The following is a 24271-nucleotide window of genomic DNA, read 5'->3' on the forward strand; positions in this document are numbered from 1 at the left end:
AATGAAATTGGTAAAATAAAATCATAAACCTTGATTTTGTCGGTTTGAATCTTACTAAAAATCATTAAAAGGAAAGGACGAATTATGGGAAAAAGAAAAAAGTTACTAGGTTTGGTTTTGGTAGTCTGTATGTTGTTTACACTGACACCGATAACTTCCCGGGCAGATGTTCCAACAGAGAAATGGACAGATTTTACAGCAACTGACTTTGCTGGCGGCAGCGGTACAAAGGATGATCCATATCAGATTGCTACGGCAGGACAGCTTGCAAAGCTGGCATCAGAAGTAAATTCTGGAGTACCTGAGCAAACACATTTGGGGGAATATTTCAAGTTGACCGCTCCAATTGATTTGAGCGGAAAGAGATGGATTCCTATCGGTTATGGAAATGCAAGTTCCAAAGCTTTTTCAGGATATTTCGATGGAAATAATCAGGTCATTACAGGCTTATATGTGGATGAACGGGGAAATAACGTCTGTGCCGGCTTGTTTGGTGTCGTAGTAGCTGTATCTGATGAAACAGTACTGAAAAATTTCTGTATTAAAAATGCTACCATCTATGCCGGAAATTCCACGGATGCAAGTGCCAGTCCGGATATTTACGGTGCCGGAGTGCTGGTAGGTTCGCTTACAACGATGGGTGGTTCCAGAGCTACCTTTGTTGGAGTAGAAAACTGTCAGGGAACCGGACAGGTAGACTCCAAGATGTATGCCGGAGGGCTGATTGGTGATGCAAGCCGTGCCCATGTTTCGGATTGTTCCGCGGATGTTACTGTGACAGGAAGGTGTATCAGTGGTGGATTCATCGGAAATGTTTTCCAGGGCTCCTACAAAAACTGTACCGCCAAAGGCAGCGTATCCGGAGGATGGTCAACCGGCGGGTTTGCCGGATGTGTATTTGAGTCCGACGCCAGTGTGGAAATAGAGCATTGTGCATCTTATGGCAATGTTGAGGCAAATAACTGGAATACCGGTGGTTTTGTCGGATATCTGGAAAAAGGAAAGATTCGTAACAGTGTTTCCTATGGTAATGTAAAGAGTACGGTGGCAGGCTGGGAGCCGAAAACCGGTGGCTTTTCCGGTACAAATACCAAAGGAAATATTCAGAACTGTAATGCTGCAGGTACTGTAACAGGTTCTCATCCAACAATTGCACCGGGTGGATTCATTGGATATGATAATAATGGCACCACTGCTGGCTGCGCTTTTGATAAAAAGAAGAACCCTTCACTCAATGCTGTAGGTGCGGATAGTGGAACACCTGGTTCCAACCAGATTAAGGCAGCAGACACAACCTCCCTGCTCTCAAATATCTGCGGCAGTTATCTTGGCGGACATACACTGTCTAAGGTTGACAGAAAAGAAGCAACTCATCTGACAGAGGGAAATATACAATATTGGGTCTGTGCAAATTGCGGTGGTTATTTCAGTGATGCAAGTGGAGCAAATATGATTACTTCTTTGGATGTTGTAATCGCAAAAACAGCAGAGCATACAGCAGACCGTACCGGATGGCATTCCGATGCGGATAATCATTGGAATACCTGTGAATGTGGTGAAAAAATAAATCAATCCGGACATAGCTTTACCTGGGTAATCGACAAGGAAGCTACGTCTACGGAAAAAGGTTCTAAGCATGAGCAGTGTACAGTTTGTAATTATGCTAAAACTGCAGTCGAAATCCCGCCGGTAAAAACCGGAACTGAAGAAACCAAAACTTCTTATAAAATTATAGAAGGATCTGAAAGCAGCTATGTCCTGCAGAGTGGCAACAGCCTTACCATCCGGGTGGATGCAGAGTTCTCTAAATTTGCCGGAATCAAAGTAGATGGTGTTCAGATTGGAAAAGATAATTATGATGTGAAGTCCGGTTCAACCATTGTTACTTTGAAATCCTCTTACCTGAATACACTGACTGCCGGAACACATAACCTGGAAATGTTGTGGACAGATGGTTCTGCAAGTACTACGTTTACCATCCAGGCAAGTGTAAACCAGAATCCAGACAATAAAAATCAGGAAACGGCTACAGCCTCAAATACCCAGCCTGCAACTCAAACTAATACAAAGCAGACTACGGATAAGTCTCCGAAAACAGGGGATTATAATAATCCTTTGGTATGGGCGGCATGGCTGATTGTTTCAGAAATTATTATTGCTGGTACCGTTTATTATCGTAAAAAGAAACATTTGTAAATAAATATTACCCCATAAAAATGCTCTCTATGTAACAAACTGTATCATTTTACAGGAAACGTTATATAGAGAGCATCTTTCATTCCGTCAAAAATGCTCCAATATGGAACCATTGTATTACCAGAAAATGATGGTCATGTTATCAAAAAAGGAGTACCGGGATTGTAGTGTTCATGATTGTGGTGTCAGGAAGAAAAGATGTGCTATATGCCCCACTTGTGATATACTTAAATATATCCGGAATCATTAAAGCAATCAAAAATTGGGATAGGAAAATTTTTCATTGAAAGGAACGGGGATACGATGATATTATCGGACAGAGCCGTACTTCCTTTAACCGGAAGCACATTTGAGCCAGGAAACGCTGAAAAAGTAATTAAAGAAATGGAAGATAAAGAATCAGCACAGATTGCATTAGCAGAATATTATTACTTTTCTGCTAATGCAGAACTGTGTGCAGAGACTGTGAAACCATATTTGTCACAAGAAGATATCATGCTTCGTTTATCTGCAGATATGCTCTATACCTTTGCCAATCTGACAATTGGAGATTCCAAAGCGGCACAACAGGCCAGAGATTGTTTGCAATCAGCCTTCTGGCACATGAAACTTATTTAAGGCAGGAATATGCCCGGGCAAAGGGCCTTGTCCAGGGAGCTTTTTTGATGGCAGATACGACATATCCCATACCCATAATATATCTGAACTGTGTGCAGGCAATGTGTCAGATTAATCTGAAAGAACAAAAAGAAGCCATACACTCAGTAAATTCTGCATGGGAAATGGCCAGACCGGATAGATTTTGGGAGCCATTTATTGAGTATCATGGGCTGTTACAGGGATTATTGGAGGTCTGTGTCCGAAAAAAAGAACCAGAGATTTATAAGCAGTTGGCAGGCGGGATAATCTCATTTCGTCGTGGCTGGATGAAAATCCACAATCCTAAGATGCAAAAAACAGTGACGGATCTCCTGTCTCCATTGGAGTTTTCCATTGCAATGCTGGCATGCCGGAACTGGACCAATCAGGAAATTGCAGAATATTTAGGATTTTCAGTGAACACAGTTAAGCATTATATATCAGGAATTCTGGAAAAGTTAGGTATCGATAAACGGGATAAAATAAAAAATTTTGTAAATCAATAATATACGAAGGAGAAGGTTTATGATTGTAAAAAGATATGTGAAAAAAAGTACCATCTACATTATTGCTGCCGTTATGGCGGTCTTAACTGCAGGGGCCTTGTATCTTGGAGTGGTTCATCGTTTTACTTATGGGGCAAAGTATAAGAACTACACCACCTGGTCTGCACAGGTTCTCTCTCTGAAGGAATACAAACATGAGGACAGCAATGATAATGTTTATTACCACTACTCGGCTTTTTTAACCTATAACGTGAACGGAACGGTTTATACTCCGGTTACCGATGAGGTCTTTACGGAAGAGGATGTTCCGATGGAAGGCGAAAAGATTCCGATTTTCTACAATAACAGTGACCCCGCTGATTATGAGCTTGTCAAATACGACTGGTTGACGAAGTCCTATATTCCTCTCAGTGACAAAGGCGATATCTGGCTTTTTACAGCATTTCTACTACTGGGATTTGTTCTGCTTCTGATTCCGATGAATCTGGAAAATGACCAGGTGCAGGGCGTCATGATTGGAAGCGGACTTCTGCTATTTGGTCTTGATGGTATCGTAATGGGTACTATTATGCATAAATTTCAAATGTTCTTCCTGGCTATCTTTGGTATCTTCGGCGGCATTATCCTGTTCCGCTACCTCTTTATTCCAAAGGAGAAACGCCAGAAAGCCGATGCGGTATCTGCATCCCTGCGGCTGTTCAAGGTTGTTGATATTTATGTAAATCCACAGACCGGTGTGAAAACTGTGGTATTTTCCATGCCGGAAAATAACGGTGCGACCTATGAACTGTTTTCCCTTGACGATATTTATAATCAGTATAACTACGGGGATATGTACCAGATTGACAAGACGGTTCTCTTAGGATTTGGTCTGGGACGACAGATTAACGGCTCTTATACCATTGATATTAATGGTCTGAACCCTTCCCATATACAGCCTTTGAACCCTATTCTTAAGAAAATGTTTTCACGGGTATAAAAACTGCGAGGGACACGTAAATCGTGTCCCTCATTTTTTGCTTATTTCTGGTTTGCCGGTTCCATATTAACGGCTTTTCCTTTTATCTTCGCATGCTTCATGGCATTTAAGACTTCTTTTCCATATTCTCTTGGCACTTCCACAAAGGTATATTTATCAAACATATCAATGGCTCCCACCAGTCTGCCCGGCATACCGGACTCTCCGGCGATGGCGCCAAGAATATCTCCCGGCTTAATCTTGTCTTTCTTTCCAATGTTGATAAACAGTCTTACCATTCCCTCTTCTGCACCGGTATTGGCAAAGTCGTATTCTTCTTTTTCAGAAGAACTCTCCCCTGCACCCATTGCCTGATAGAGGAAAGCTGCTGCAATATCCATGGCAGTATAATCAGCTTCATTTACCTGCTTCTCAATCAGCTCTATCATATCAGAAAGATTCTCTTCCTCAGTGATAGTTCCAATCTGTTCCATGATATTTTCAGCTTTTATCTGTGCCACATCATCAGTGGATGGAATCGGCTGTGCTAAAATCTTTGTCTTGCAGTAACGCTGGATATCTTTTAATTTATAGACTTCCTTGCCTTTTACAAAAGAAAACGCCTTACCACAACGGCCTGCACGTCCGGTTCTTCCGATTCGATGTACATAATATTCATCATCCTGCGGCAGGTCATAATTAAATACCGCCTCTACATCATCTACGTCAATTCCTCTTGCTGCCACATCCGTTGCAATAAGAATATCCGTCTTTCCTTTCCTGAAATTATTCATGACCCGGTCTCTCTGGGACTGCTTCATATCTCCATGAAGTCCCTCTGCACTATAGCCTCTGCCGGATAATTCCGTTGCCAGCTCATCGACCATTTTCTTGGTATTACAGAATACCAATGAAAGCTTCGGATTATAATAATCCAAAAGTCTCGTAAGGACATCTACTTTATCCTTGCGCTTTACATCATAGTAATACTGGTCAATATTGGCTACGGTGAGTTCCTTTTTTACAACCTTGATATTGACTGCATCATGCTGGTATTTTCTTGTAATGTCAAGAATCGGCTTTGGCATGGTTGCAGAAAACAGTACGGTCTGATGCTCTCCCGGAATATATTCTAATACAGTTTCTATGTCCTCACGGAATCCCATATTTAACATTTCATCCGCTTCATCCAAGACGATGGTATGGACAAAATCCGGACGGATGGTTTTTCTGCGAAGATGGTCCATCAAGCGTCCCGGTGTTCCGATAATAATCTGTACGCCACCCTTTAGGGCTTTAATCTGGCGGGAAATGTCCTGTCCACCATACACTGGCAGCACTTTTACACCGTGCATATATTTTGCCAGCTTACGGATTTCGTCTGCCACCTGAATGGCGAGCTCTCTGGTGGGAGATAAAATCAAAACCTGCGTTTTCCGTAAAGACGGGTCTACTTTCTGTAAAATCGGAATTCCAAAAGCTGCTGTCTTGCCGGTTCCGGTCTGAGCCTGTCCGATAACGTCCACACCTGATAAAACCACCGGGATTGCCTGACTCTGAATCGGTGTTGCCTCTTCAAATCCCATATCCGCAATTCCTCTTAAAATCTGCGGATTTAAATCTAATTCATCAAATCTGATTGTATTCATTCTTTTCCTTCCTGTTGCGGGAACTTTTTCCCATCTGTCAGTAACCTGTTCTCCAGTAACTTTATAAAAAGCCACCGCGGCTAATCATAACAGACTGTTTTTTGCTTGTCAATTTACTGCAACAGATTTTTCTTCGACAAAATCAGCGCATCCTTCTGCTTTCTGGTCAGCTTTTTATAGGCTGCTTCCTTCTGCATGGCCTCCTCCTTCGTCCCGGATTCCTCTAAATACCGCAGTTCCACCGGTCCCCGGTTTCTGGTATACTTTGCTCCTTTTCCACTGTTATGTGCTTCAATCCGCTTGTCGATATCAGTCGTCCAGCCGGTATAGAGGCTCCCATCCCGGCAGCGCACCATATAAGTGTAATTATGTTTCTCTTTCATGTAATCCTTCCTATGTAGACCGGGCTCCGCCCAGTCTTATCTCTATATAAAGCAATCGACCAAAAAAGTATCTTACTCATATTCCATAAACTGGTAAAAAAGTATCGATTGCGGATTTTTGGCCGTTACATTTTATCTTATGCAGTTTTCTTATGTATGTTCCACTTACCGGCAGCTTCCAATACAGATTCCTCCCCGGTTTTCTTCTTTTACCTGATAGAGTAAATCATCGGCTTTCTGTAAAAAGTTCTTCATCGTTCTGTCCTCATCCGGTATATCATAACAGATTCCCTGGGAAATGGATACATAGTGCTGTGCCGCTGAAAAAGCATGCTCCATATCTAGGTCACGGATGCTGCGCTTTAATTTTTCTGTAAGAATGACTACAGCTTCCCTTGGATATCTCTCATAAATTAAAATGAATTCATCCCCGCCATACCGTGCACAGAAAATATCATCCTTTTCCGCTAACTTCTGAATTTCCTTTGCTACACGGCAGATACATAAATCACCCTTCTGATGTCCATAGTTATCATTATATTGTTTAAAATAATCGATATCCAGTATTTCCACTGCCACTGGAATTTTCTCTGCTATGGCATGTTCGAATACCTTCTGCGCATGCTGTTCTAACCGATAGCGGTTCGGGATTCCGGTCAGTGCATCGGTCTGGGACTGCTCTAAGAGAATCCTGTTTTCTTTTTCCATCTTCTTTCTGCTGTGGTTCGTCTCTTCCAATGTATAACGCATATCTAAGATGCAGGTCATGATATATTTATTTTCTTTTTCCAGTATCTCGGACAATTCAAAAAACAAACCGCATGCCTGCAGATATTCACGATTCTTTTCCTGCCGCTTATAATAACGGATTTTTAAAGTCAGAATCCGCTTCTGCATATAAATAATCTTAGCTTCCCTTGCCATCTTCTCTAAAAGTTCTACTAATTTCCAGAATTCCTCTTCCTTTCTGGTATCTAACAGCATCTCACTATAAGCATAAAGATCATCAAAAATATCTAGAATCGGCACTCTGGTATCTGATACCTTCTGCACAATTGCTATATTCTGGTCACATTCTTCTTTCTTTCCCATGGCATTACAGAGTCTTGCTTCAAAGCAGGCAAAGGCAATCTGCTCTAACTCTTCCAGATGTCCACTGCACACCTCTTTTGCCCGCAGTGCATATTCCTGTGCCTGCATATACTCTTCCTGATAAAAGCAGCTGTTTCCCAGTCCTATATAGATATTCAGAAGATAACTGTAATATTCCGGTATTTCCTTATTCTTCTGTAATAAATCATATGCCTGCCCTAAATATTTTTCTGCCTGCCGGTATTCCCCAAAATTATTATAAAGCATACCGATATTAATATTGATAATAATACCAATATCATATAATTTATATTTTTCACAATACATTCTGGCATTCAGATAATAATCCATGGCAAAAGGAGCATTTCCACGATTCATGGACGTAATGGCAAGAATATTATAGGCTCTTGCCAATAAACCATGCTGTCTGGAATGCTCCAGGTATGGCAGGGAACAGGAAAGATTGCGAAACAGTTTATCCACATCATTCAGAAGATAATATGTCTCGCCACTGTAATAATAGGCATAGCCTAACAGTTTCTCATCATCCTGCTCTCTGGCATAATCTCTTATATTTTTACATAGCATCAATGTTTTTTCGGCATCTGTTCCCCGATTCTTCCGGACACCCTCTAACCATTCCAATACTTCGCTGCTGTAAGCATTAAAATCCATCTTTTTGCGCACCCTTTTTCGTATTTTTTAATGTCTTTTATTATATAGGTATGCGGCTCTTTTTTCAAGTATGGCTCTTTTACTCAAAGAAGCTTACCGGGTCTACCGGTTCGCCATCTTTCTGCAAGGCAAAATAAAGATTACTTCCTTCCACGGAATAATATTTCGTCGGTTCTGCAATATAACCTACCAGTTTTCCTTTGCCGACAATGTCGCCCACTTCATACGGCACTTCCTTAAGCTGCCCGTAAATAGCACTATAACCATCTCCTAAATCCATAGTCACGGTACATCCTGTGACCGCACTGTTGGAAATATCAGTTATCTTTCCTTCTGCGGCTGCGGATACCCTGTCATTTACTTCTCCGGCAATAATCACTGCCGGATTATATTTATACTGATCCAGCGTTGCAAAATACACGGTCTGATCCATGCTGTAATTTAAGACTACATTACCCTGTAATGGCCAGTTTAATCCATCTTCTTCCGCAAAATGCAGTGTTTTTGTGGTGGCTGCTGCCGCCTTTGTCTCTGGCTCATTTTCTGCCTCAGCCGCTGCATTTGTTGCATTTTCTTTTTCCGTCTGCCCGCTGTCGGACTGTGCCTGTCCATCCGAATCCTTTGAAGCAACTGCGTTATCAGAAGGTTTTATGATACTGTCTGCTTCTGCCAGTTTCTCCGATGCTTCTTCCTCTGTCTTTGGAAGCGTTGCCACAAAATCATCCGAAGTTCCATCTTCTTTCTTATTGCCTTTGTCTTTTCCTGCATTCTTATCTGCAACATTTTCCTGCTGCTTTTTTTCTTCCTTCTGGGAATAATTATATACTGCTGTCATTGCTCCTGCTGCCAGTACCATGACAGCCAGGGCAATCATCCATGATCTTCTTCCTTTCATTTTCTCACCATCCATATCTTATTTTTTATAAGTATGGACAGTTTTTTCGTATTTTATTCTTCTTTATATTTTATTCTTCTTTATATTTTATTCTTCTTTATATTTCATTCTTTTTTTGTAATTTCAATTTCGGAATAATAATAGCTTAAAATCTCCTGATAAGTTTTTCCCTCTTTTGCCATCTCATTTGCTCCATATATGCTAAGTCCATAACCGTGTCCTAACCCTTTGGTCACAATACGTACCCTGCCATCGATTTTCCTGATATAAAAACAGCCGGAATTCAGGGAAAATGCCTTGCGGAATTCCTCCCCGCTGACACTACTGTTCCCAACCTGTATGGTTTTTACATATCCGCTTTCTTCCCGTTCTGTCACCACCAGCGTATTCACCCAGTCCTCCGCTGTAAGTCCTGCTTCCGGAAATTCCTGATTGCAGGTATCCACCAATTCTCCTGCATCATAGAATTCCACCCTAAGGAAATCCTCTGATGTAATGTCCCATATGGATTCCACGCTTTTGAGATAAGGAAGCTCTGTCCCTCTCGTTTTCTCTGCACTAACAGCAAAATAGGGAGCTTCGACTTCCTGCCCCTGATATGTTAAGACTTCCCCCTCGGTATCTATCAGGCAATTTTCTAATTTCTGATAATATCGATTATAATTTTCATTTCCAAATAGTTTTGTCTGCTCTGCAATACTCAGTCCCGTCTCCGGTGCTTTTCCCTGCGACATGGCATATTCATAATTGGTCCGCACAATAACTGCCTGCGCACGAATTGCCTCTTCCTCATAGGTAACCGGGATATCCCGTGCCAGAATAGACACAAGAGCAGCCATCTTCTCTTCTTCACCGGGATGACTGCTCTTATGTTGTATTTCATTGCTGTCTGTATCCAATAATATCTCATCCCCCTGGAACACCAGGGTCATAAGTATCGGTAATCCTGCAATAATCAGACACAGACACAGTATCATTTTTATTTTTTCTTTCATATCCTGTCCACTCCTGTTCTACATATATATGTAACAGAAATGGATGTATACCAGTAAAATATTACTGTTTCATACGCTGTCCTATCTCATTGGAAAGTTCCGCAAACTGCTCTAAGGACAGTGCCTCTCCGCGAATGTTCTCCGGAACTCCAAGGCTTACAATGCTCTCCTGTATTACTTCCTTTGGTAAATGAATCTCCGGGGAATTGTTCAGACCGTTTGCCAGTGTCTTTCTGCGCTGGTTAAAGGATGCCCGGATAATGCGGAACATCAGCTTCTCATCTTCCACTTCTACCGGCGGCTTCTCATGACGGGTCAACCGGATAACCGCACTGCCCACATTCGGTCTTGGCATAAAACAATTTGGTGGTACGTTTGCCACGATTTCCGGTCTGGCATAATACTGTACTGCAAGGGAAAGTGCTCCATATTCCTTGCTTCCCGGTCCCTCCTGCATACGTTCTGCCACTTCCTTCTGCACCATAATCGTAATGCTGTCGATTGGCACATGGCTCTCAAACAGTCCCATAATAATCGGTGTGGTAATATAATAAGGCAGATTCGCCACTACCTTGATTGGCTTTCCCTGGTTCTTCTCTTCTGCCAGCTTACAGATATCAAGCTTTAAAATATCTTCATTGATTACTGTTACATTGGAATAATTCTTCAGTGTGTCCGACAAAATCGGAATCAGATTCTTATCTATCTCCACCGCAACCACTTCTCTTGCCCGCTCGCAAAGATACTGTGTCATAGTTCCGATTCCCGGACCAATCTCCAATACAAAATCATCCTCCGTCACTCCGGATGCATCGATAATCTTATCCAGCACATGAGTATCTATCAAAAAATTCTGTCCGAATTTCTTCTGAAAATTAAACCGGTACTTCTGCAGTACCTCTATTGTATTCTGTGGATTTCCTAATTCCGCCATGCCTGCTCCTTTATTTAACCGCTCTTTCTATCTTTTTCGAATAAATGTTCGTTTTTTTCTTGCCAGCTGCATTTTTCTGTGTTACAATCATTTTAGAACAAATGTTCTGATTTGTCCAGTCCTTTTTATGATAACAGAGGAAAATAGTTCTACGCAACTATTATTGGGGATTTTCATAAAACTTACAATGGAAGATGGATGGCTGGAAGCCTGTCTTGTCTTTTTCTTATGGAAAAGCGGCACTGTTCATCGAAGGACAGATGCCTGATAAGGGCTGCTAGGGGCACTTGGAATTTCATCTGAAAGCAGGCAACGCTGGTACAAGGATGTACCAGCGAGGCACATATGAACAGGGATGTGAATTTGTGCCGGTTGCCGGATAAAACTACATACTACAAAGAAATTCCTAGTGCCCTTTGCAGGCATTATGCGGCATCTGACGTTTGATGAACAAGGCTGCTCTTATCTGATAAATCATTAAAACAGGACAGGCTTCCACCACTACTTCCTTTGCAAGTGCTTCTATATATTTGATAGAAAAAGAAAAGGTGATTGCTTTGAACATAACAGAAAACATGTCTTTAATGGAAAAACTGACCATCCTTTCGGATGCCGCCAAATATGATGTTGCCTGTACCTCCAGCGGTGTTGACCGCAAGGGAAACGGCCGTGGCATGGGTAATTCCGTTGCTCCGGGAATCTGCCATACCTTCTCTGCCGATGGCCGCTGTATTTCCCTGCTTAAGATTCTTTTTACCAATGAATGCATTTTCCGCTGTGCCTACTGCCAGAATAACTGCAACAATGATGTGCCAAGGGCTTCCTTTACACCGGACGAAGTCTGCACCCTTACCATGGAATTTTACCGCAGAAATTATATCGAAGGTCTTTTCTTAAGCTCCGGTATTCTCATCAGCCCGGATTATACCATGGAACTGATTTATCAGACCCTTTATCAGCTTCGTGTCCGCCATCATTTCAACGGATATATTCATGTAAAAGCCATTCCCGGTGCCGACCCGGTTCTTATTGAAAAAGCAGGCTTTCTTGCCGACCGCATGAGCGTTAATCTGGAGCTTCCGACCGCAGACGGACTGAAGGCTCTTGCACCAAATAAGTCCCGCAAAACCATCTTAAAGCCCATGCGTCTGATTCAGAATGGCATTACGGAAAATCAGAATGAGCTGATGGTTTACCGTAAGACCCCGAAATTTGTACCGGCAGGCCAGAGCACCCAGATGATTATCGGTGCCACCCCGGAAAACGATTATCAGATTATGAAGGTAACAGAAGGCTTGTACCAGAATTTCCAGTTGAAACGAGTCTTCTACTCTGCCTTTGTCAATGTAAATCACAATTCCAATCTGCCAAGCCTTCCCGGTGGTCCGCCCCTTCTGCGGGAACACCGCCTGTATCAGGCAGACTGGCTGCTTCGCTTCTATGGTTTTTCTGCCGGAGAACTATTAAGCGAAGAGCGTCCGGATTTTAATATCTTCTTAGACCCGAAATGCGACTGGGCACTCCGCCACTTAGAAGCCTTTCCGGTAGAGATTAACCGGGCAGATTACAACACCTTACTACGTGTTCCGGGCATTGGTGTGAAATCCGCCAACCGCATTGTAAAAGCCCGCCGGCACAGTCGCATTGACTTTTCCGATTTAAAGAAAATCGGAGTTGTCTTAAAACGGGCTGCCTACTTTATTACCTGCTCCGGTCGTATGATGTATTCCATTCCACAAAATGAAGATTATATCTGCAGCTGTCTGATGCAGGATAAAACTCAGATTCCGAAGGAAATACGGGATTCCAGTTATAAGCAGATTTCCTTCTTCGATGAAGATGCCTTAAGTGATTTTAAACTGACCACCAACGATTTATGCGTCGGATAAACTGCTATAACCATGATTTTTCAGTAAACAGGAAAGGACTTTTTCTTATGCATATATTTCTCTGTGAAGATTCCATCGATGGCATCTTTACCGGCATCTATGATGCCTGGGCCAGCAGATATGGGCACAAAAATATAAAGCTTTGTATCAATGATACGATAACTTACGAACTCTTTTCTGAATATATTACTGTCACACCGGATTCCGAAAAGAGCAAAAAGGTTGGACGCACCATTATTGCCCGTCTTGGCATGGAGGTCTATCAGGATATTCTTCAGGCGGTTCTTGCCCATGATGATAAGAAAAAGAATGAGCATCCGGACAAAGCCGACTGCATTTACCGTACACTCTTATATGGATTTTCTTTAGCGGATGGTCATCGGATTTTACAGGCTCTTGGCAATCCTTATATTGCAAGAGTCTTTGAACTGAGCCGTTCCACCGGAAATGAAGCCCACCATCTGCTTGGTTTTTTACGTTTTCAGGAACTGGAAAACGGAGTCCTGTTTTCTGCCATCCACCCTAAGAATCAGGTGATTTCCGTTCTGGCAGAACACTTTGCTGACCGCCTTCCGCAGGAACATTTTATGATTTATGACGCAACACACCAGATTGCCGCCATTCACAAAGCCGGCAGTGGATACTTCCTTACGGATGCATCCAATTTAAATCCGGACGTTATCACACGGCTTTCCCCTGCCGAGAAGGAATACCAGAAGCTCTGGTGCGGTTTCTTTGACAGCATTGCCATTGAAGCAAGAAAGAATCCGAAGCTGCAAAGTCAGAATATTCCAAAACGATTCTGGAAAGACACGGTGGAACTGGCATCCGATAAATAAATGTTTCTATTGTTTTCTGGCAGACTTTACCTGGCAGTCTCTACCCGGCAGACATTACCCGGCAGCAGAGTACATGCAGATGAAACCATAAACTGGATAATGTCTACTTTGCGCCATATCCTGGAAAAGATTTGTGTCCTGCCGGTATGACAGAAGAAGAACGTACCGATTATGCACTGTTTGAGCTGAATAAATTATTGAAATATATTGTCTATCCGGAAGATGTTGCCTGCATTTATATGAGCCGGTTATGGGCGAAGGCGGCTATGTCGTTCCTTCCAGGAAATTCGTACAGAGTGTCCGTGAAATTTGTGATAAACATGGTATTCTCCTGATTTTCGACGAAATCCAGTGTGGCTACAGACGTACCGGAAAAATGTGGGCAAGCCAGAACTTCGACGTTGTGCCTGATATTATGACAGTTGGTAAAGCCATTGCCGGCGGTCTTCCAATGAGTGCCGTGATTTCCACCCCGGAAATTATGGATAAATGGCCGGTTGGTACCCATGGAACCACTTTTGGTGGAAATCCTTGCGCTGCCGCTGCAGGATGCGCTGTCTTAAAGGAATTTGAAGATGGCACCTTAATTGAAAATGTCAATAAAATGGGAGCTTATTTAAAAGAGAAATTATTTGCTTTAAAAGAAAAATATCCTTGCATCTCCGATGTCCGTGGTATCGGTCTTATGGTTGCCATTGAATTTTCCCATGAGGATGGCTCCCCGGCACCAGACATCTGGGCAAAAGTAAAGAAGGGCTGCTTAGAACGCCATATGCTTACCTTAAACTGTGGCGTAAATGGAAATGGTATGCGGTTTGCCACTCCATTAAATGTCAAAAAAGAAGAAATCGATGAGGGACTTTCCATTTTAGAGGCTTCCATTCAGGCATTATAATTACGGGAAACACGCCTGGCGAGCTACTCACATAAATAAAAGCCTTGCATTTTATTTTGACAACGTTTAGGATGAGAATATCAGTAAATTGACAGAACAGAGGAAATGCTATGGGAACATTATTATACCAGTCCATTGCGGACGATATCGAACAATTAATTTTACATAAAGAATATAAGGATGGTGACTGTCTGCCTTCCGAGCGTGCTCTTGCAACACAATATGGAGTCAGCCGTAATGTCATCCGGGAAGCCATCAAGATTCTTACCGAGAAAAAACTGGTTACGAATGTAATCGGAAAAGGCAATTATGTTACGCTTCCAAATGAAACGGATCTTGTAGATATGGTTGAATCTGCCCTGAACACTTCCGCTTCGTGTCTTCTATATGACACTGAATAACCTGATCAGTAAATCCATTTATTATGGTGAAGGAAATACCTCTTATGGAAGAATTACTGCACAGCAGGAGCATGAACAAATTTTTTTATCCCTTAAGAACCGGGATATGGATGCTTATAAAAAGGCTATCCACCTACACTTAGAATTAATCAGGCAGCTACTCCAGTAGGAGTGCTGCCCCTTTTTATTTACTTATTGCTGATATTTTTCCAGTATAAGTTTCGCCTGCTCTTCATCTATCTGCAGTTCTTCCTGCAATAATGACAGAATTTCCGTATCTTCTTTTCCAAGTTTACGGCTGAGTTTTATAATGCCTTCTTCCAGACCTTCTCGTTTTCCCTCCTGCAAGCCTTCTTTCTTACCTTCTTCCAGTCCGGCTTTTCTTCCTTCTTCTTCGCCCTGTCTTCGAATCCTCTCTTCTCTCTCAAAACTCTTCATATATGCAAGACCTACCTCTCCATCCCGCTTGACTGCTGTTACCATCCGGTGTAACTTTTTCAGATTCTCGGTGGAAGCATTCTCTATGGATGAATGCTCCATGTAATGCAGTAACTGTTTTAATTCCTCTGGTGGGTTTCCTTCCCTTCCTCTTGTATACAAAAATATTGTCTGCGCACCATCCTCATACTCTAATTCCGGCACTTCGATACAACAATTCTTGATAGTATACACCATACGATTCAGTCCAAAGGGGTCATAGGTTGTAATAAAAATTACGATGACATTCCGAAGACTCCCATAGGTATCACCTGCAGTCAGATTGCCTGCATCAATCTTCGCATGGTAAAACCGGACTCTTCGTGGCAATGATACAATTTCTTCTTTCCCATCATTCTGGTCCGGTTCTATATCAAAGATTTCTCCGTTCTCTTCATCCAGATATACATCCAGCCGAATGCCGTGGGTTTCTATATTTTCTCCGCAGAAGAAACGCTGTGGCACTACCGTAAGCTTTCCTATCTGCCGGTGCAGAATACACTCCAAAATATACCTCGCCGACTGTTCCCCATAAATTTTGTGGCTGGTCAGGCTGTTTACCAGAAAGTCATCCACCAGATTCAGTTCTTCTAAAGTTTTCATGTTTCCTCCTTTTCCCATAATGCAAGGAAAAGCAGGATTACATATCCTGTTCCGATTCTGAAATTCCGCTTATTCAATGCACTATGCGTTCGTAAATTGTAATAAGAATTTAAAAGCATAGAATTCATTGAATTGATACCAGAAATTTAGATTGGCTTTTGCCACTCGAAAATCAGAATATATGCTTTGTGTTGATTGTAACAAATGCATATTTATAATACAAGTAAAATATTTATAAAATCTGATTCCCTTCTGACAGGAAGGCTACTTCACTTTTCCAAATAATCTTTTTGCATTTTCCCAGGTAACTGCTTCCACTTCTCCCGGTGTTGTTCCGGTCAGTTCGGCGATGGTTTTTACTACATAAATAAGATTCCTTGAATCGTTCCGGGTGCCACGATGCGGTTCCGGTGCCATATAGGGACAGTCAGTTTCCAATACAATGTGAGGCAGTCCGATTTCTGCTACAGTCTCCTTTAACTTCTTTGCATTTTTAAAGGTAACTACACCGCCGACACCAATATAATATCCCATTTTCACATATTCTTTCGCCATTTCCTTGGAATAAGAATAACAATGAATGACACCCGGAATGTCATCCTTATGGGCCTGCTGCATAATTTTCATGGTATCCTCTGCGGCATCTCTGGAATGAATGATAACCGGAAGACTCATCTCTTTTGCCAGCGCAAGCTGACGGCAGAACATTTCCCGCTGTGCCTGCTGCACTGTTGGCTCCTTATCCCAATAATAATCAAGTCCGATTTCTCCGATGGCAACGGTTTTCTCCCAGGAAGCCTTTCCCTTTATCCATGCTAAATTTTCTTCCGTTGCATCTTCGATATTGCTTGGATGAATTCCGATTGCTGCATAAATATAATCGTATTTCTCTGCCAGTGCTATGCTATCCACGCAGCCGGCAAAGTCTGCACCTACGTTAATTACCCGCTTTATGTTCTGCTCCGGAAGAGAAGAAACAAGCTGTTCTCTGTCCTCGTTGAATTTCTCATCATCATAATGTGCATGTGTCTCAAAAATCATAAAAATCCTCTTTCTATTTTATAAATGCTGGTAATAAAATACCGCCAGCTGCGTCCGGTCTCTTAGGGACAGCTTTTCTAATATGCTGCTGATATAGTTGCGGACGGTTCCCTCACTTAAAAATAATGCTTCTGCAATTTCTTTATTGCAGCGTCCCAATGCCACCTGGTGAATGATTTCCTGCTCTTTTTCACTGATATCATAGCTGGCATAGTCAAAGCTTTCCTTATTCTGCATCAGAACCGGAAGCTTATTCACAATTTCCCCACCAAAAACGCTCTGTCCGCTCATGACTGCATTTAACGATGGAACAATTGCTGCAAAATCCTGCTTCAGGCAATAGCCTTTTGCACCGATTCGTAACGCCTCCACAATATATTCATCATCGGAAAATGTGGTCAGAAACAGCACCCTTGCCGTCTTGTCTTCTGCAAGAATCTGCTCTGCCGCATCCAGCCCATTCATTGGCTTCATCTGGATATCCATTAATAAAATGTCCGGCTGAAGCTCTTCATATAATTTTACGGCTTCGCTTCCATCGGTGCCTGTTCCAACTACCTCCACTCCCTTGGCGCAGAGAATGGTCTGCAGGGAAAATACCACATCTTCGTCATCATCTATTATCAGGACTCTCATACTGCCTCCTCTTTCTTTCGAATTGATATAAATATTTTAAAACCTTTTTCGCAGTTTACATGAATGCTTCCGCCCAACGACTCCACACGTTCCCGCATATTCGAAAGTCCCATGCCTCCGGCTGCACTCTTAAGGTCATCCTTTTCTTCCCGCATCTGCTCCGTTGCTTTTTTCTGCTTTTCCTCATCCGTACCATTGTCCTCGATGGTCATCTGATACAGTGCCGGATGTTCCCTGAGAACAATCTCAATCCGGTCACCATTGCTGTATTTGACAATATTTGACATTGCTTCTTTTACGGCTGCGATAAAACAATATTTGACTTTTCGTGGAACATTCTGTGACATATCATATTCCAGATCCAGATGATAATGCTGCTTCATTTCACGGGTTGCCTCTAATAATGCCTGCTTTAAATCCACGGAATCATCATGCAGATCATGCACACTTTCCCGGATATTATTCATGGCAAGATTTAAGGTATCATTTACCTTTAAAAGCTGACCATGCAGCGGCTCTTCCTCATATACGGTGCTCAGTGCTCCCATCTGAAGGATTGCCCGGGAGAGCATATGCCCCACATTATCATGGATTTCCCTTGCAATCCGGTTCCGCTCCTTTAGCGTTGCCATATAGATTTCCGTATCCTGTTCCTCTAAAAGCTTGCGGTTCTTCTCCCGCATCACAAGGCTTAACTCTGTGCTGGTATCCCGGAGTCGTATCAGATTCCGCTTCAACTCCGTTGCCTGCCTGGTGCAATGAGCCAACAGCACCGCCACTAATGATAAGAACAGCCAGATGGCTGTCATCCACGGCTGGTACACCGGCAGTGCATAAAAGAATAAAACTGCAAATCCCATGCCCCACCACAGACTGAACCAGAAGCTGTCAAAAAATACCAGCGGCAGCAAAAAAGTAAAGCCCGGCTCGATTAGACACAGTACTGCCATTGCTATCAGCAATGCACCAATGACTTTCCGGTTTTCAATATAAAGAGTCAACGCTGCCACAATCAGACCAATGATGAAGATTACAACTCTGCGGTAGTCTCCCTCTAAATGGAAAATAAAGCAGCTGCACATGGCAAAAAGAAGTAACTTATCCAGTATTCTTAACATTCTTCTTCCCCTTCCTTAGGGTTCTACTGCATTTACTGTATCATTTTTCCTAAGATATGACAAATGTCATTTTATTTCCTGACAGAATGCACTTACCAGTCCTCCGCTCACTCTACTATACTACATTTATAAAACCGCTATTATTTATCTCTATCTACAGGAGGCATAACATGGATGCAATACAGATTTCACACTTGAAAAAATATTATTCCGATATAAAAGCAGTAGATGATATTTCTTTTTCTGTTAAAAAGGGGGATTTTTTTGGTCTGCTTGGTGTAAATGGTGCCGGAAAATCCACTACGATTCATATTCTTTGCACGTTACTTAAAGCAACTGCAGGAACTGTCAAAATATGTGATTACTATGCTTTTAAAGAAGCCGATGCCATCCGCAATAAAATTGGAGTTGTTTTTCAAAATAATACTTTAGATGATTACCTGACCGTAAAAGAAAATCTTTTGATGAGAGGTTTTCTATATGAAAAAGATTTAAAAACGGTTCATAAAAATCTCTATGAGATTGCCGAAATTCTTAATATTCAAAATTTGTTATCACGACCTTTTCGTAAATTATCCGGTGGTCAGAAACGACGCTGTGAAATTGCCCGGGCACTGATGAATACTCCTGAACTATTATTTTTAGACGAGCCTTCTACCGGGCTTGACCCACAGACCAGAAGACTTATGTGGGATTGTCTGGAAAGTCTCCGGTTAAAACGACATATGACCATTTTTCTCACCACACACTATATGGAGGAAGCCTCCATGGCACAACAACTTTGCATTATGGATGCCGGCAAAATCATTGCTTCCGGCTCTCCATCCCAGTTAAAAAATAAATATGCTTCCGATACTTTAAAAATCTATACTGACAAAATTACACCATTGAGCCGGGAATTGGCTGCTCTTTCACTGGCTTCTTATCGTCTCCCTAACGGAATTGCAATTCCCCTATCTACTACCAAAGATGCTTTGCATATCATGCCCCGGATAACCACTCCCTATGATGGCATTGAAATTATTCAAGGCAGTATGGATGATGCTTTTATTCAAATAACAGGAAAAAAACTGGAGGATTAACCTATGATACTAATTTCATTTATAAAACGTAATATCTTACTTTATTTCCGAGACCGAATCAGTGTATTCTTTTCTCTTCTTTCTACTCTTATTGTGTTAACCCTTATGATTGCATTTCTCGGACAGGGAAATATTGATTCCACAATTCAGGTTCTTGGAACCGGTCTGAAATACGAAGCTGTTCATGCATCTTCGCTCATCATTATCTGGACCATTGCCGGTATCCTGGTTGTCAATGCCGTAAGCATTTCCATGACTCTGGTGGGAACCATGGTAAGAGATGAGGAATCCGGTAAGATATCTGCATTTTTTGTTGCACCCGTAAAACGCGGATACTATGTTGCAGGTTATGTCATTGCTGCAATTATTGTCTCCTTTATCATGTGCCTGCTCACATTGATAATCGGAGTCATCTATCTTGGTATTGCTAATGGCTCCTTTATAACTGCCCATGATACTTTAGAAATTCTCTTTGCACTTCTTGCAATTATTTTTTCCTCTGCTTCCTTTGTCTTTTTATGCGCTTCTTTTATTCATACCAATAGTGCATTCAATGGTCTGACCACGCTTTTGGGTACTCTGATTGGATTTTTTGCTGCAATTTATGTTCCATACGGCAATATGCCCCAGACTCTTAAATATATCATCCGCTTTCTTCCAGCCTTTCAGGGGGCTTCCGCCATTCGTGAAATCTGGATGAATCAGGAATTGCAATGGTTTCATTGCCCCTCCGAAATAAAGACCGGATATGCGGATTATATGGGACTTACCATTTCTTTTGGAAATGCCACTCTTTCCCCTCATATGAAAATACTATATATGTTTATCTCAGGTCTTATCTTCCTTGGTCTTGCAACGGCTATTCTTTCAAGGAAAAGACAACAGGAACGTTAAGATATGACAAATGTCATTTTATTTCCTGACAGAATGCACTTACCTTCTGTACCTCTTTTCCCTATACTTAGGTTATAAGCAATTACCCTAAAAAAGGAGGAAACCTATGAGTACCCCAGTTGTAAAAATAGAAAACCTGGTGAAACGCTACAAAGAGCTTGTAGCATTAGACCACTTTAACTTAGAGATTGAAGAAGGTGAGATTTTCGGTCTGCTCGGTCCAAACGGTTCCGGCAAGACTACGACCATCAACTGCCTTCTTTCCCTGCTTTCCTATGACAAAGGAAACATTGAAGTATTTGGGAAAAAGATGAACCCGGATAGTTATGACCTGAAGCGGCAAATCGGCGTTGTTATGCAGAACGTTGCCGTAGTAGATGAACTGACGGTATATGAAAACATTGATTATTTCTGTGGGCTTTATGTAAAAGATAAAGCACTCCGGAAACAGTATGTAGAGGAAGCCATTGCTTTTGTAGGCTTAGATGATTTCCGTAAATTCTTTCCGAAGAAATTATCCGGCGGACTTTTAAGGCGGTTAAATATTGCCTGCGGCATTGCCCATAAACCAAAGCTGATTATCATGGATGAGCCGACCGTTGCCGTTGACCCGCAGAGCCGGAATAAGATTCTTGAGGGAATCGTGGAGCTGAACCGGAACGGTGCCACCATCATTTACACTTCCCATTACATGGAAGAGGTGGAGCAGATTTGTTCCCGGATTGCCATTATGGACAAAGGAAAAAATCTTGCCATCGGCACGAAGGATGAATTAAAGCAGATGATTAAGAAGAGCGAAAGCATTTCCATTGATATCTTAGACCTGCCGGATGCAGCAATCGATGAAATCCGTGCTTTAAAACATGTTTATGAAGTGACTTACGAAAATCACATGCTGACTGTTTTATGCAGCGGTGGAAGCCACAATCTCATTCATGTGCTGGATTATCTGCAGCAGCATGAGATTACCTTCGGAAAAGTGTATTCCGAGCTTCCGACCTTAAATGACGTATTCTTAGAGATTACCGGCAAAGAATTAAGAGACTAGGAGGAGAAAGATATGCTTCAAATCATGAAATATCATTTCCGGATTCTCCTTAGAAATAGGGAGCAGATGTTCTGGATACTGCTTTTTCCGATTCTGCTTGGCATTATGTTCAAGGTAGCATTTTCCAATATCAGCAGTTCCGAAATACAAAAGCCGGTTTCCATTGCTGTTGTAGAAGAAAATAATTCGGATGCATTAAAAAATATCAAGACCTTTTTAGAAAAAACGGAATTAAAAGATGGCGTTGCCCTCTTTGTTCCAACCTACTGCACAGAAGAAAAAGCCGTTTCCCTGTTAAAGGACCAGACGGTGGATGGCATTTTGTATACAGACAATTCTGCATCGGATACAGTCACACTTTCCCTTACGGTTTCTTCTTCTAGCTCTGATACCGTCCGCATGAATCAGAGTATTTTGCAGGCATTTGTAAAGCAGTACAATTCCTCGGTTTCTGCCATTGCGGATACTGCAAAAAATCACCCGGAGAACTTAGAAGCACTGCTTCAAAGTCTCTCTGAGCAGGTTACTTATACCAAAGAAGTTTCTTTAAACAAACATAATACCGATACTTATACACAGTACTTTTACAATCTGATAGCTATGGCATGCCTCTTTACCAGCCTTTCCGGACTGTATGTTTCCCTCAATAACCAGGGAAATCTCTCCGCCATTGGTGCAAGACGCAATGTCTCTCCGGTTCATAAAATGAAGGTCATTATAGCAGAGCTTTTTTCCAATGTGATATTCCAGTTTATCTGTAATCTGGTTTCCTTTGCATTTATTGTACTGGTGCTTAAGATTGATTTAACCTACCATCTCCCACTGGCAATCCTGACGGTATTTGTCGGCTGTCTGACCGGAACTACCATGGGCTTTTTCGTAGGTTCCATCGGAGCCTTTTCCGAGGGAACAAAACAGGGAATTCTTGTCTCCGGCAGTCTGCTGCTTTGCTTCTTAAGCGGGCTTATGGTTGGAAATATGTGGATCATTGTCGAGAATACCTGCCCGGTTATCAACCGGATTTCACCGGCTGCCCTGATTTCCCGTGCCTTCTATACACTGGGCATTCAGGATAACCTAAACCAGTATTACCAATGTATTCTGACACTGGTTGGCATTTCCGCTCTCTTCTGTTTGGGTGGATTCTTACTGACAAGGAGGAAAAGATATGCAAGTATTTAAAACTTTTCTGAAAATTGCAAAGAAGAAATTTCCTTCGGTGCTTTTATACTATATTATTTTTACCGTTGTTGTAATTGCCATGAGTAAAATCGGAGCATCCGACCATGAAACTTCTTTTACTGCCACAAAGGCAGACATTTATATTATTGACGAGGATGACAGCACTGCAAGCCACGCTTTAAGTGATTATCTTTCCTCCATGCACAATCCGGTCACTTTAAAGGATACGGATACTATGACTTTACAGGATGCCCTTTATTATCAAAAGGTTGACTATATTTTAACCATCCCGGAAGGCTTTGAAGAACAGCTTACTGATTCTGATGCCAGAGATTTCCTTCCGGTTTCCATGCGAAAGGACAACTCCAATGGCTATTTTGTAGACCAGCAGGTAACTGAGTATCTTTCCAGTGTCCGCTTATTTATGGCTGGTGGCTTCTCTCTTTCCGAAGCAGTAACAAAATCCAGTGAATCACTTTCCAAAGGAAACGATACTACGGTTCTTAAGCTTGAAGAAAAGGAAACGGATGGTGCACAGATTGGACTTACCTATTTCTTCCAGTATCTTCCTTATGTACTCATTAATATGCTGTTACTTGGTATGACTCCGATTCTGATGACCTTTAACCAGAAAGATTTAGGTGCAAGGATTTCCTGCTCCTCTCTTTCCTTAAAGTCCAGAAATGCGCAGATTACTTTAGGATGTATCGTATTCAGTCTCTTTGTATGGCTGCTCTTTATCCTGACTGCACTTTTTATCTACGGACCAGACACTCTGTTCTCGATAAACGGACTCCACTCTCTTTTAAACAGTGCCATGGTTCTGCTGTTTTCCATAGCACTTACGCTCCTTGTAAGTATTTTTGCACTCAAACAGCAGTCCCTCAGTATGATTGCAAATGTTGCCTCCCTGGGATTGAGTTTCCTCTCCGGAATCTTCGTTCCGCAATACCTTTTGGGAAAAGGTGTTCTTGCTGTGGCGCATTTTCTTCCAACCTACTGGTACATCCGCCTCAATTCCATGCTGGGCGGTATATCGGATGAAATACTTACCACTGCAAAATACTGGCGCTTTATCGGTATCCAGTTTGGCTTCTTCGTCGCAATATTCTGTATTTATCTGGTTTCCAGCAAATACCAGAAACGTAGCCGCAACGCATAATAGAACCCCCGGAAAAACCAATTTGATATGTACCCAGAATCCTGGACACATATTTATGAACTAGGCTGAACACATGGATGCT

Annotated in this window: 23 protein-coding genes; 13 read left to right on the forward strand and 10 right to left on the reverse strand. The window is 42.0% G+C overall.

Translation table 11 applies throughout. The features are described from left to right. Positions 1 to 84: 84 nt before the first annotated feature. The 4 genes from DXB39_RS12240 (at position 85) to DXB39_RS12250 (ending at position 4320) form a co-directional block, all read left to right on the forward strand. A complete protein-coding gene (locus DXB39_RS12240) occupies positions 85 to 2196 on the forward strand; it encodes a hypothetical protein (protein WP_117842113.1) in 2112 nt (703 codons plus the stop codon). Positions 2197 to 2499: 303 nt separating this feature from the next. Next, entirely contained in the window at positions 2500 to 2814 is a 315-nt protein-coding gene (locus DXB39_RS15095; RefSeq protein ID WP_242994339.1) for a hypothetical protein, read from the forward strand. Positions 2815 to 2861: 47 nt separating this feature from the next. After that, on the forward strand, positions 2862 to 3341 hold the full coding sequence (locus DXB39_RS15100; RefSeq protein ID WP_243006041.1) for a helix-turn-helix domain-containing protein: 480 nt from the start codon (positions 2862 to 2864) through the stop codon (positions 3339 to 3341). Between the two features lie 19 nt (positions 3342 to 3360). Continuing rightward, positions 3361 to 4320: a DUF3592 domain-containing protein gene (locus DXB39_RS12250; RefSeq protein ID WP_117842114.1), complete on the forward strand. Its 960-nt coding sequence runs from the start codon at positions 3361 to 3363 to the stop codon at positions 4318 to 4320. A 41-nt stretch (positions 4321 to 4361) separates the two neighbouring features. Here the strand turns inward: DXB39_RS12250 and DXB39_RS12255 are convergent, their stop codons facing one another. From DXB39_RS12255 to rsmA, 6 genes are all read right to left on the reverse strand, one after another. Next, a complete protein-coding gene (locus DXB39_RS12255; RefSeq protein WP_117842115.1) occupies positions 4362 to 5948 on the reverse strand; it encodes a DEAD/DEAH box helicase in 1587 nt (528 codons plus the stop codon). A 113-nt stretch (positions 5949 to 6061) separates the two neighbouring features. Then, positions 6062 to 6331 carry a GIY-YIG nuclease family protein gene (locus tag DXB39_RS12260; protein ID WP_117842116.1) on the reverse strand — a complete coding sequence of 90 codons (270 nt, stop codon included), beginning with the start codon at positions 6329 to 6331 and terminating at the stop codon, positions 6062 to 6064. A 165-nt stretch (positions 6332 to 6496) separates the two neighbouring features. Further along, positions 6497 to 8098, reverse strand: coding sequence for a GGDEF domain-containing protein (locus DXB39_RS12265; RefSeq protein WP_117842117.1), 1602 nt, complete (start codon positions 8096 to 8098; stop codon positions 6497 to 6499). A 79-nt stretch (positions 8099 to 8177) separates the two neighbouring features. After that, positions 8178 to 8993, reverse strand: a complete 816-nt coding sequence (locus DXB39_RS12270) for a M23 family metallopeptidase (protein WP_243006042.1) — start codon at positions 8991 to 8993, stop codon at positions 8178 to 8180. A gap of 104 nt (positions 8994 to 9097) precedes the next feature. Beyond that, positions 9098 to 9988, reverse strand: a complete 891-nt coding sequence (locus DXB39_RS12275) for a SpoIID/LytB domain-containing protein (protein WP_117842119.1) — start codon at positions 9986 to 9988, stop codon at positions 9098 to 9100. 61 nt (positions 9989 to 10049) lie between these two features. Then, positions 10050 to 10922, reverse strand: a complete 873-nt coding sequence (rsmA, locus tag DXB39_RS12280) for a 16S rRNA (adenine(1518)-N(6)/adenine(1519)-N(6))-dimethyltransferase RsmA (RefSeq protein WP_117842120.1) — start codon at positions 10920 to 10922, stop codon at positions 10050 to 10052. 557 nt (positions 10923 to 11479) lie between these two features. Between rsmA and DXB39_RS12285 the strand changes: the two genes are divergently transcribed. From DXB39_RS12285 to DXB39_RS12300, 4 genes are all read left to right on the forward strand, one after another. Then, positions 11480 to 12811: a putative DNA modification/repair radical SAM protein gene (locus DXB39_RS12285; protein WP_199535141.1), complete on the forward strand. Its 1332-nt coding sequence runs from the start codon at positions 11480 to 11482 to the stop codon at positions 12809 to 12811. 47 nt (positions 12812 to 12858) lie between these two features. After that, entirely contained in the window at positions 12859 to 13650 is a 792-nt protein-coding gene (locus tag DXB39_RS12290) for a TIGR03915 family putative DNA repair protein (RefSeq protein WP_117842122.1), read from the forward strand. A 229-nt stretch (positions 13651 to 13879) separates the two neighbouring features. Next, complete coding sequence (locus DXB39_RS12295; protein WP_330416549.1) at positions 13880 to 14545, forward strand: aminotransferase class III-fold pyridoxal phosphate-dependent enzyme; 666 nt, start codon at positions 13880 to 13882, stop codon at positions 14543 to 14545. A gap of 110 nt (positions 14546 to 14655) precedes the next feature. Then, positions 14656 to 14946 carry a FadR/GntR family transcriptional regulator gene (locus tag DXB39_RS12300; protein WP_117842123.1) on the forward strand — a complete coding sequence of 97 codons (291 nt, stop codon included), beginning with the start codon at positions 14656 to 14658 and terminating at the stop codon, positions 14944 to 14946. A 192-nt stretch (positions 14947 to 15138) separates the two neighbouring features. Here the strand turns inward: DXB39_RS12300 and DXB39_RS12310 are convergent, their stop codons facing one another. The 4 genes from DXB39_RS12310 to DXB39_RS12325 all read right to left on the reverse strand — a co-directional run bounded on the left by DXB39_RS12310 (position 15139) and on the right by DXB39_RS12325 (position 18821). After that, entirely contained in the window at positions 15139 to 16026 is an 888-nt protein-coding gene (locus tag DXB39_RS12310) for an Rpn family recombination-promoting nuclease/putative transposase (RefSeq protein WP_117842125.1), read from the reverse strand. A gap of 264 nt (positions 16027 to 16290) precedes the next feature. Further along, positions 16291 to 17067: a TatD family hydrolase gene (locus DXB39_RS12315; protein ID WP_117842126.1), complete on the reverse strand. Its 777-nt coding sequence runs from the start codon at positions 17065 to 17067 to the stop codon at positions 16291 to 16293. A gap of 18 nt (positions 17068 to 17085) precedes the next feature. Further along, positions 17086 to 17703, reverse strand: coding sequence for a response regulator (locus DXB39_RS12320; RefSeq protein ID WP_117842127.1), 618 nt, complete (start codon positions 17701 to 17703; stop codon positions 17086 to 17088). After that, positions 17700 to 18821: a sensor histidine kinase gene (locus DXB39_RS12325; RefSeq protein ID WP_117842128.1), complete on the reverse strand. Its 1122-nt coding sequence runs from the start codon at positions 18819 to 18821 to the stop codon at positions 17700 to 17702. The genes DXB39_RS12320 and DXB39_RS12325 overlap by 4 nt, the downstream gene beginning before the upstream one ends. A 170-nt stretch (positions 18822 to 18991) precedes the next feature. On the opposite strand from DXB39_RS12325, the gene DXB39_RS12330 reads away from it, so the two are divergent. The 5 genes from DXB39_RS12330 (at position 18992) to DXB39_RS12350 (ending at position 24189) form a co-directional block, all read left to right on the forward strand. Further along, a complete protein-coding gene (locus DXB39_RS12330) occupies positions 18992 to 19903 on the forward strand; it encodes an ABC transporter ATP-binding protein (RefSeq protein WP_117842129.1) in 912 nt (303 codons plus the stop codon). Between the two features lie 3 nt (positions 19904 to 19906). Next, positions 19907 to 20797: an ABC transporter permease gene (locus tag DXB39_RS12335; RefSeq protein ID WP_117842130.1), complete on the forward strand. Its 891-nt coding sequence runs from the start codon at positions 19907 to 19909 to the stop codon at positions 20795 to 20797. A 106-nt stretch (positions 20798 to 20903) separates the two neighbouring features. Further along, entirely contained in the window at positions 20904 to 21845 is a 942-nt protein-coding gene (locus DXB39_RS12340; RefSeq protein WP_117697909.1) for an ABC transporter ATP-binding protein, read from the forward strand. Between the two features lie 12 nt (positions 21846 to 21857). Beyond that, positions 21858 to 23027 (forward strand): ABC transporter permease, encoded by a 1170-nt coding sequence (locus DXB39_RS12345; protein ID WP_117842131.1) that lies wholly within the window; start codon positions 21858 to 21860, stop codon positions 23025 to 23027. Continuing rightward, positions 23014 to 24189 carry an ABC transporter permease gene (locus tag DXB39_RS12350; RefSeq protein ID WP_117697912.1) on the forward strand — a complete coding sequence of 392 codons (1176 nt, stop codon included), beginning with the start codon at positions 23014 to 23016 and terminating at the stop codon, positions 24187 to 24189. Before DXB39_RS12345 ends, DXB39_RS12350 begins: the two co-directional genes overlap by 14 nt. Positions 24190 to 24271 lie beyond the last annotated feature (82 nt).

This window comes from Roseburia sp. OM03-7AC (assembly GCF_003462625.1).
Taxonomy (GTDB): Bacteria; Bacillota; Clostridia; order Lachnospirales; family Lachnospiraceae; genus Roseburia_C; species Roseburia_C amylophila.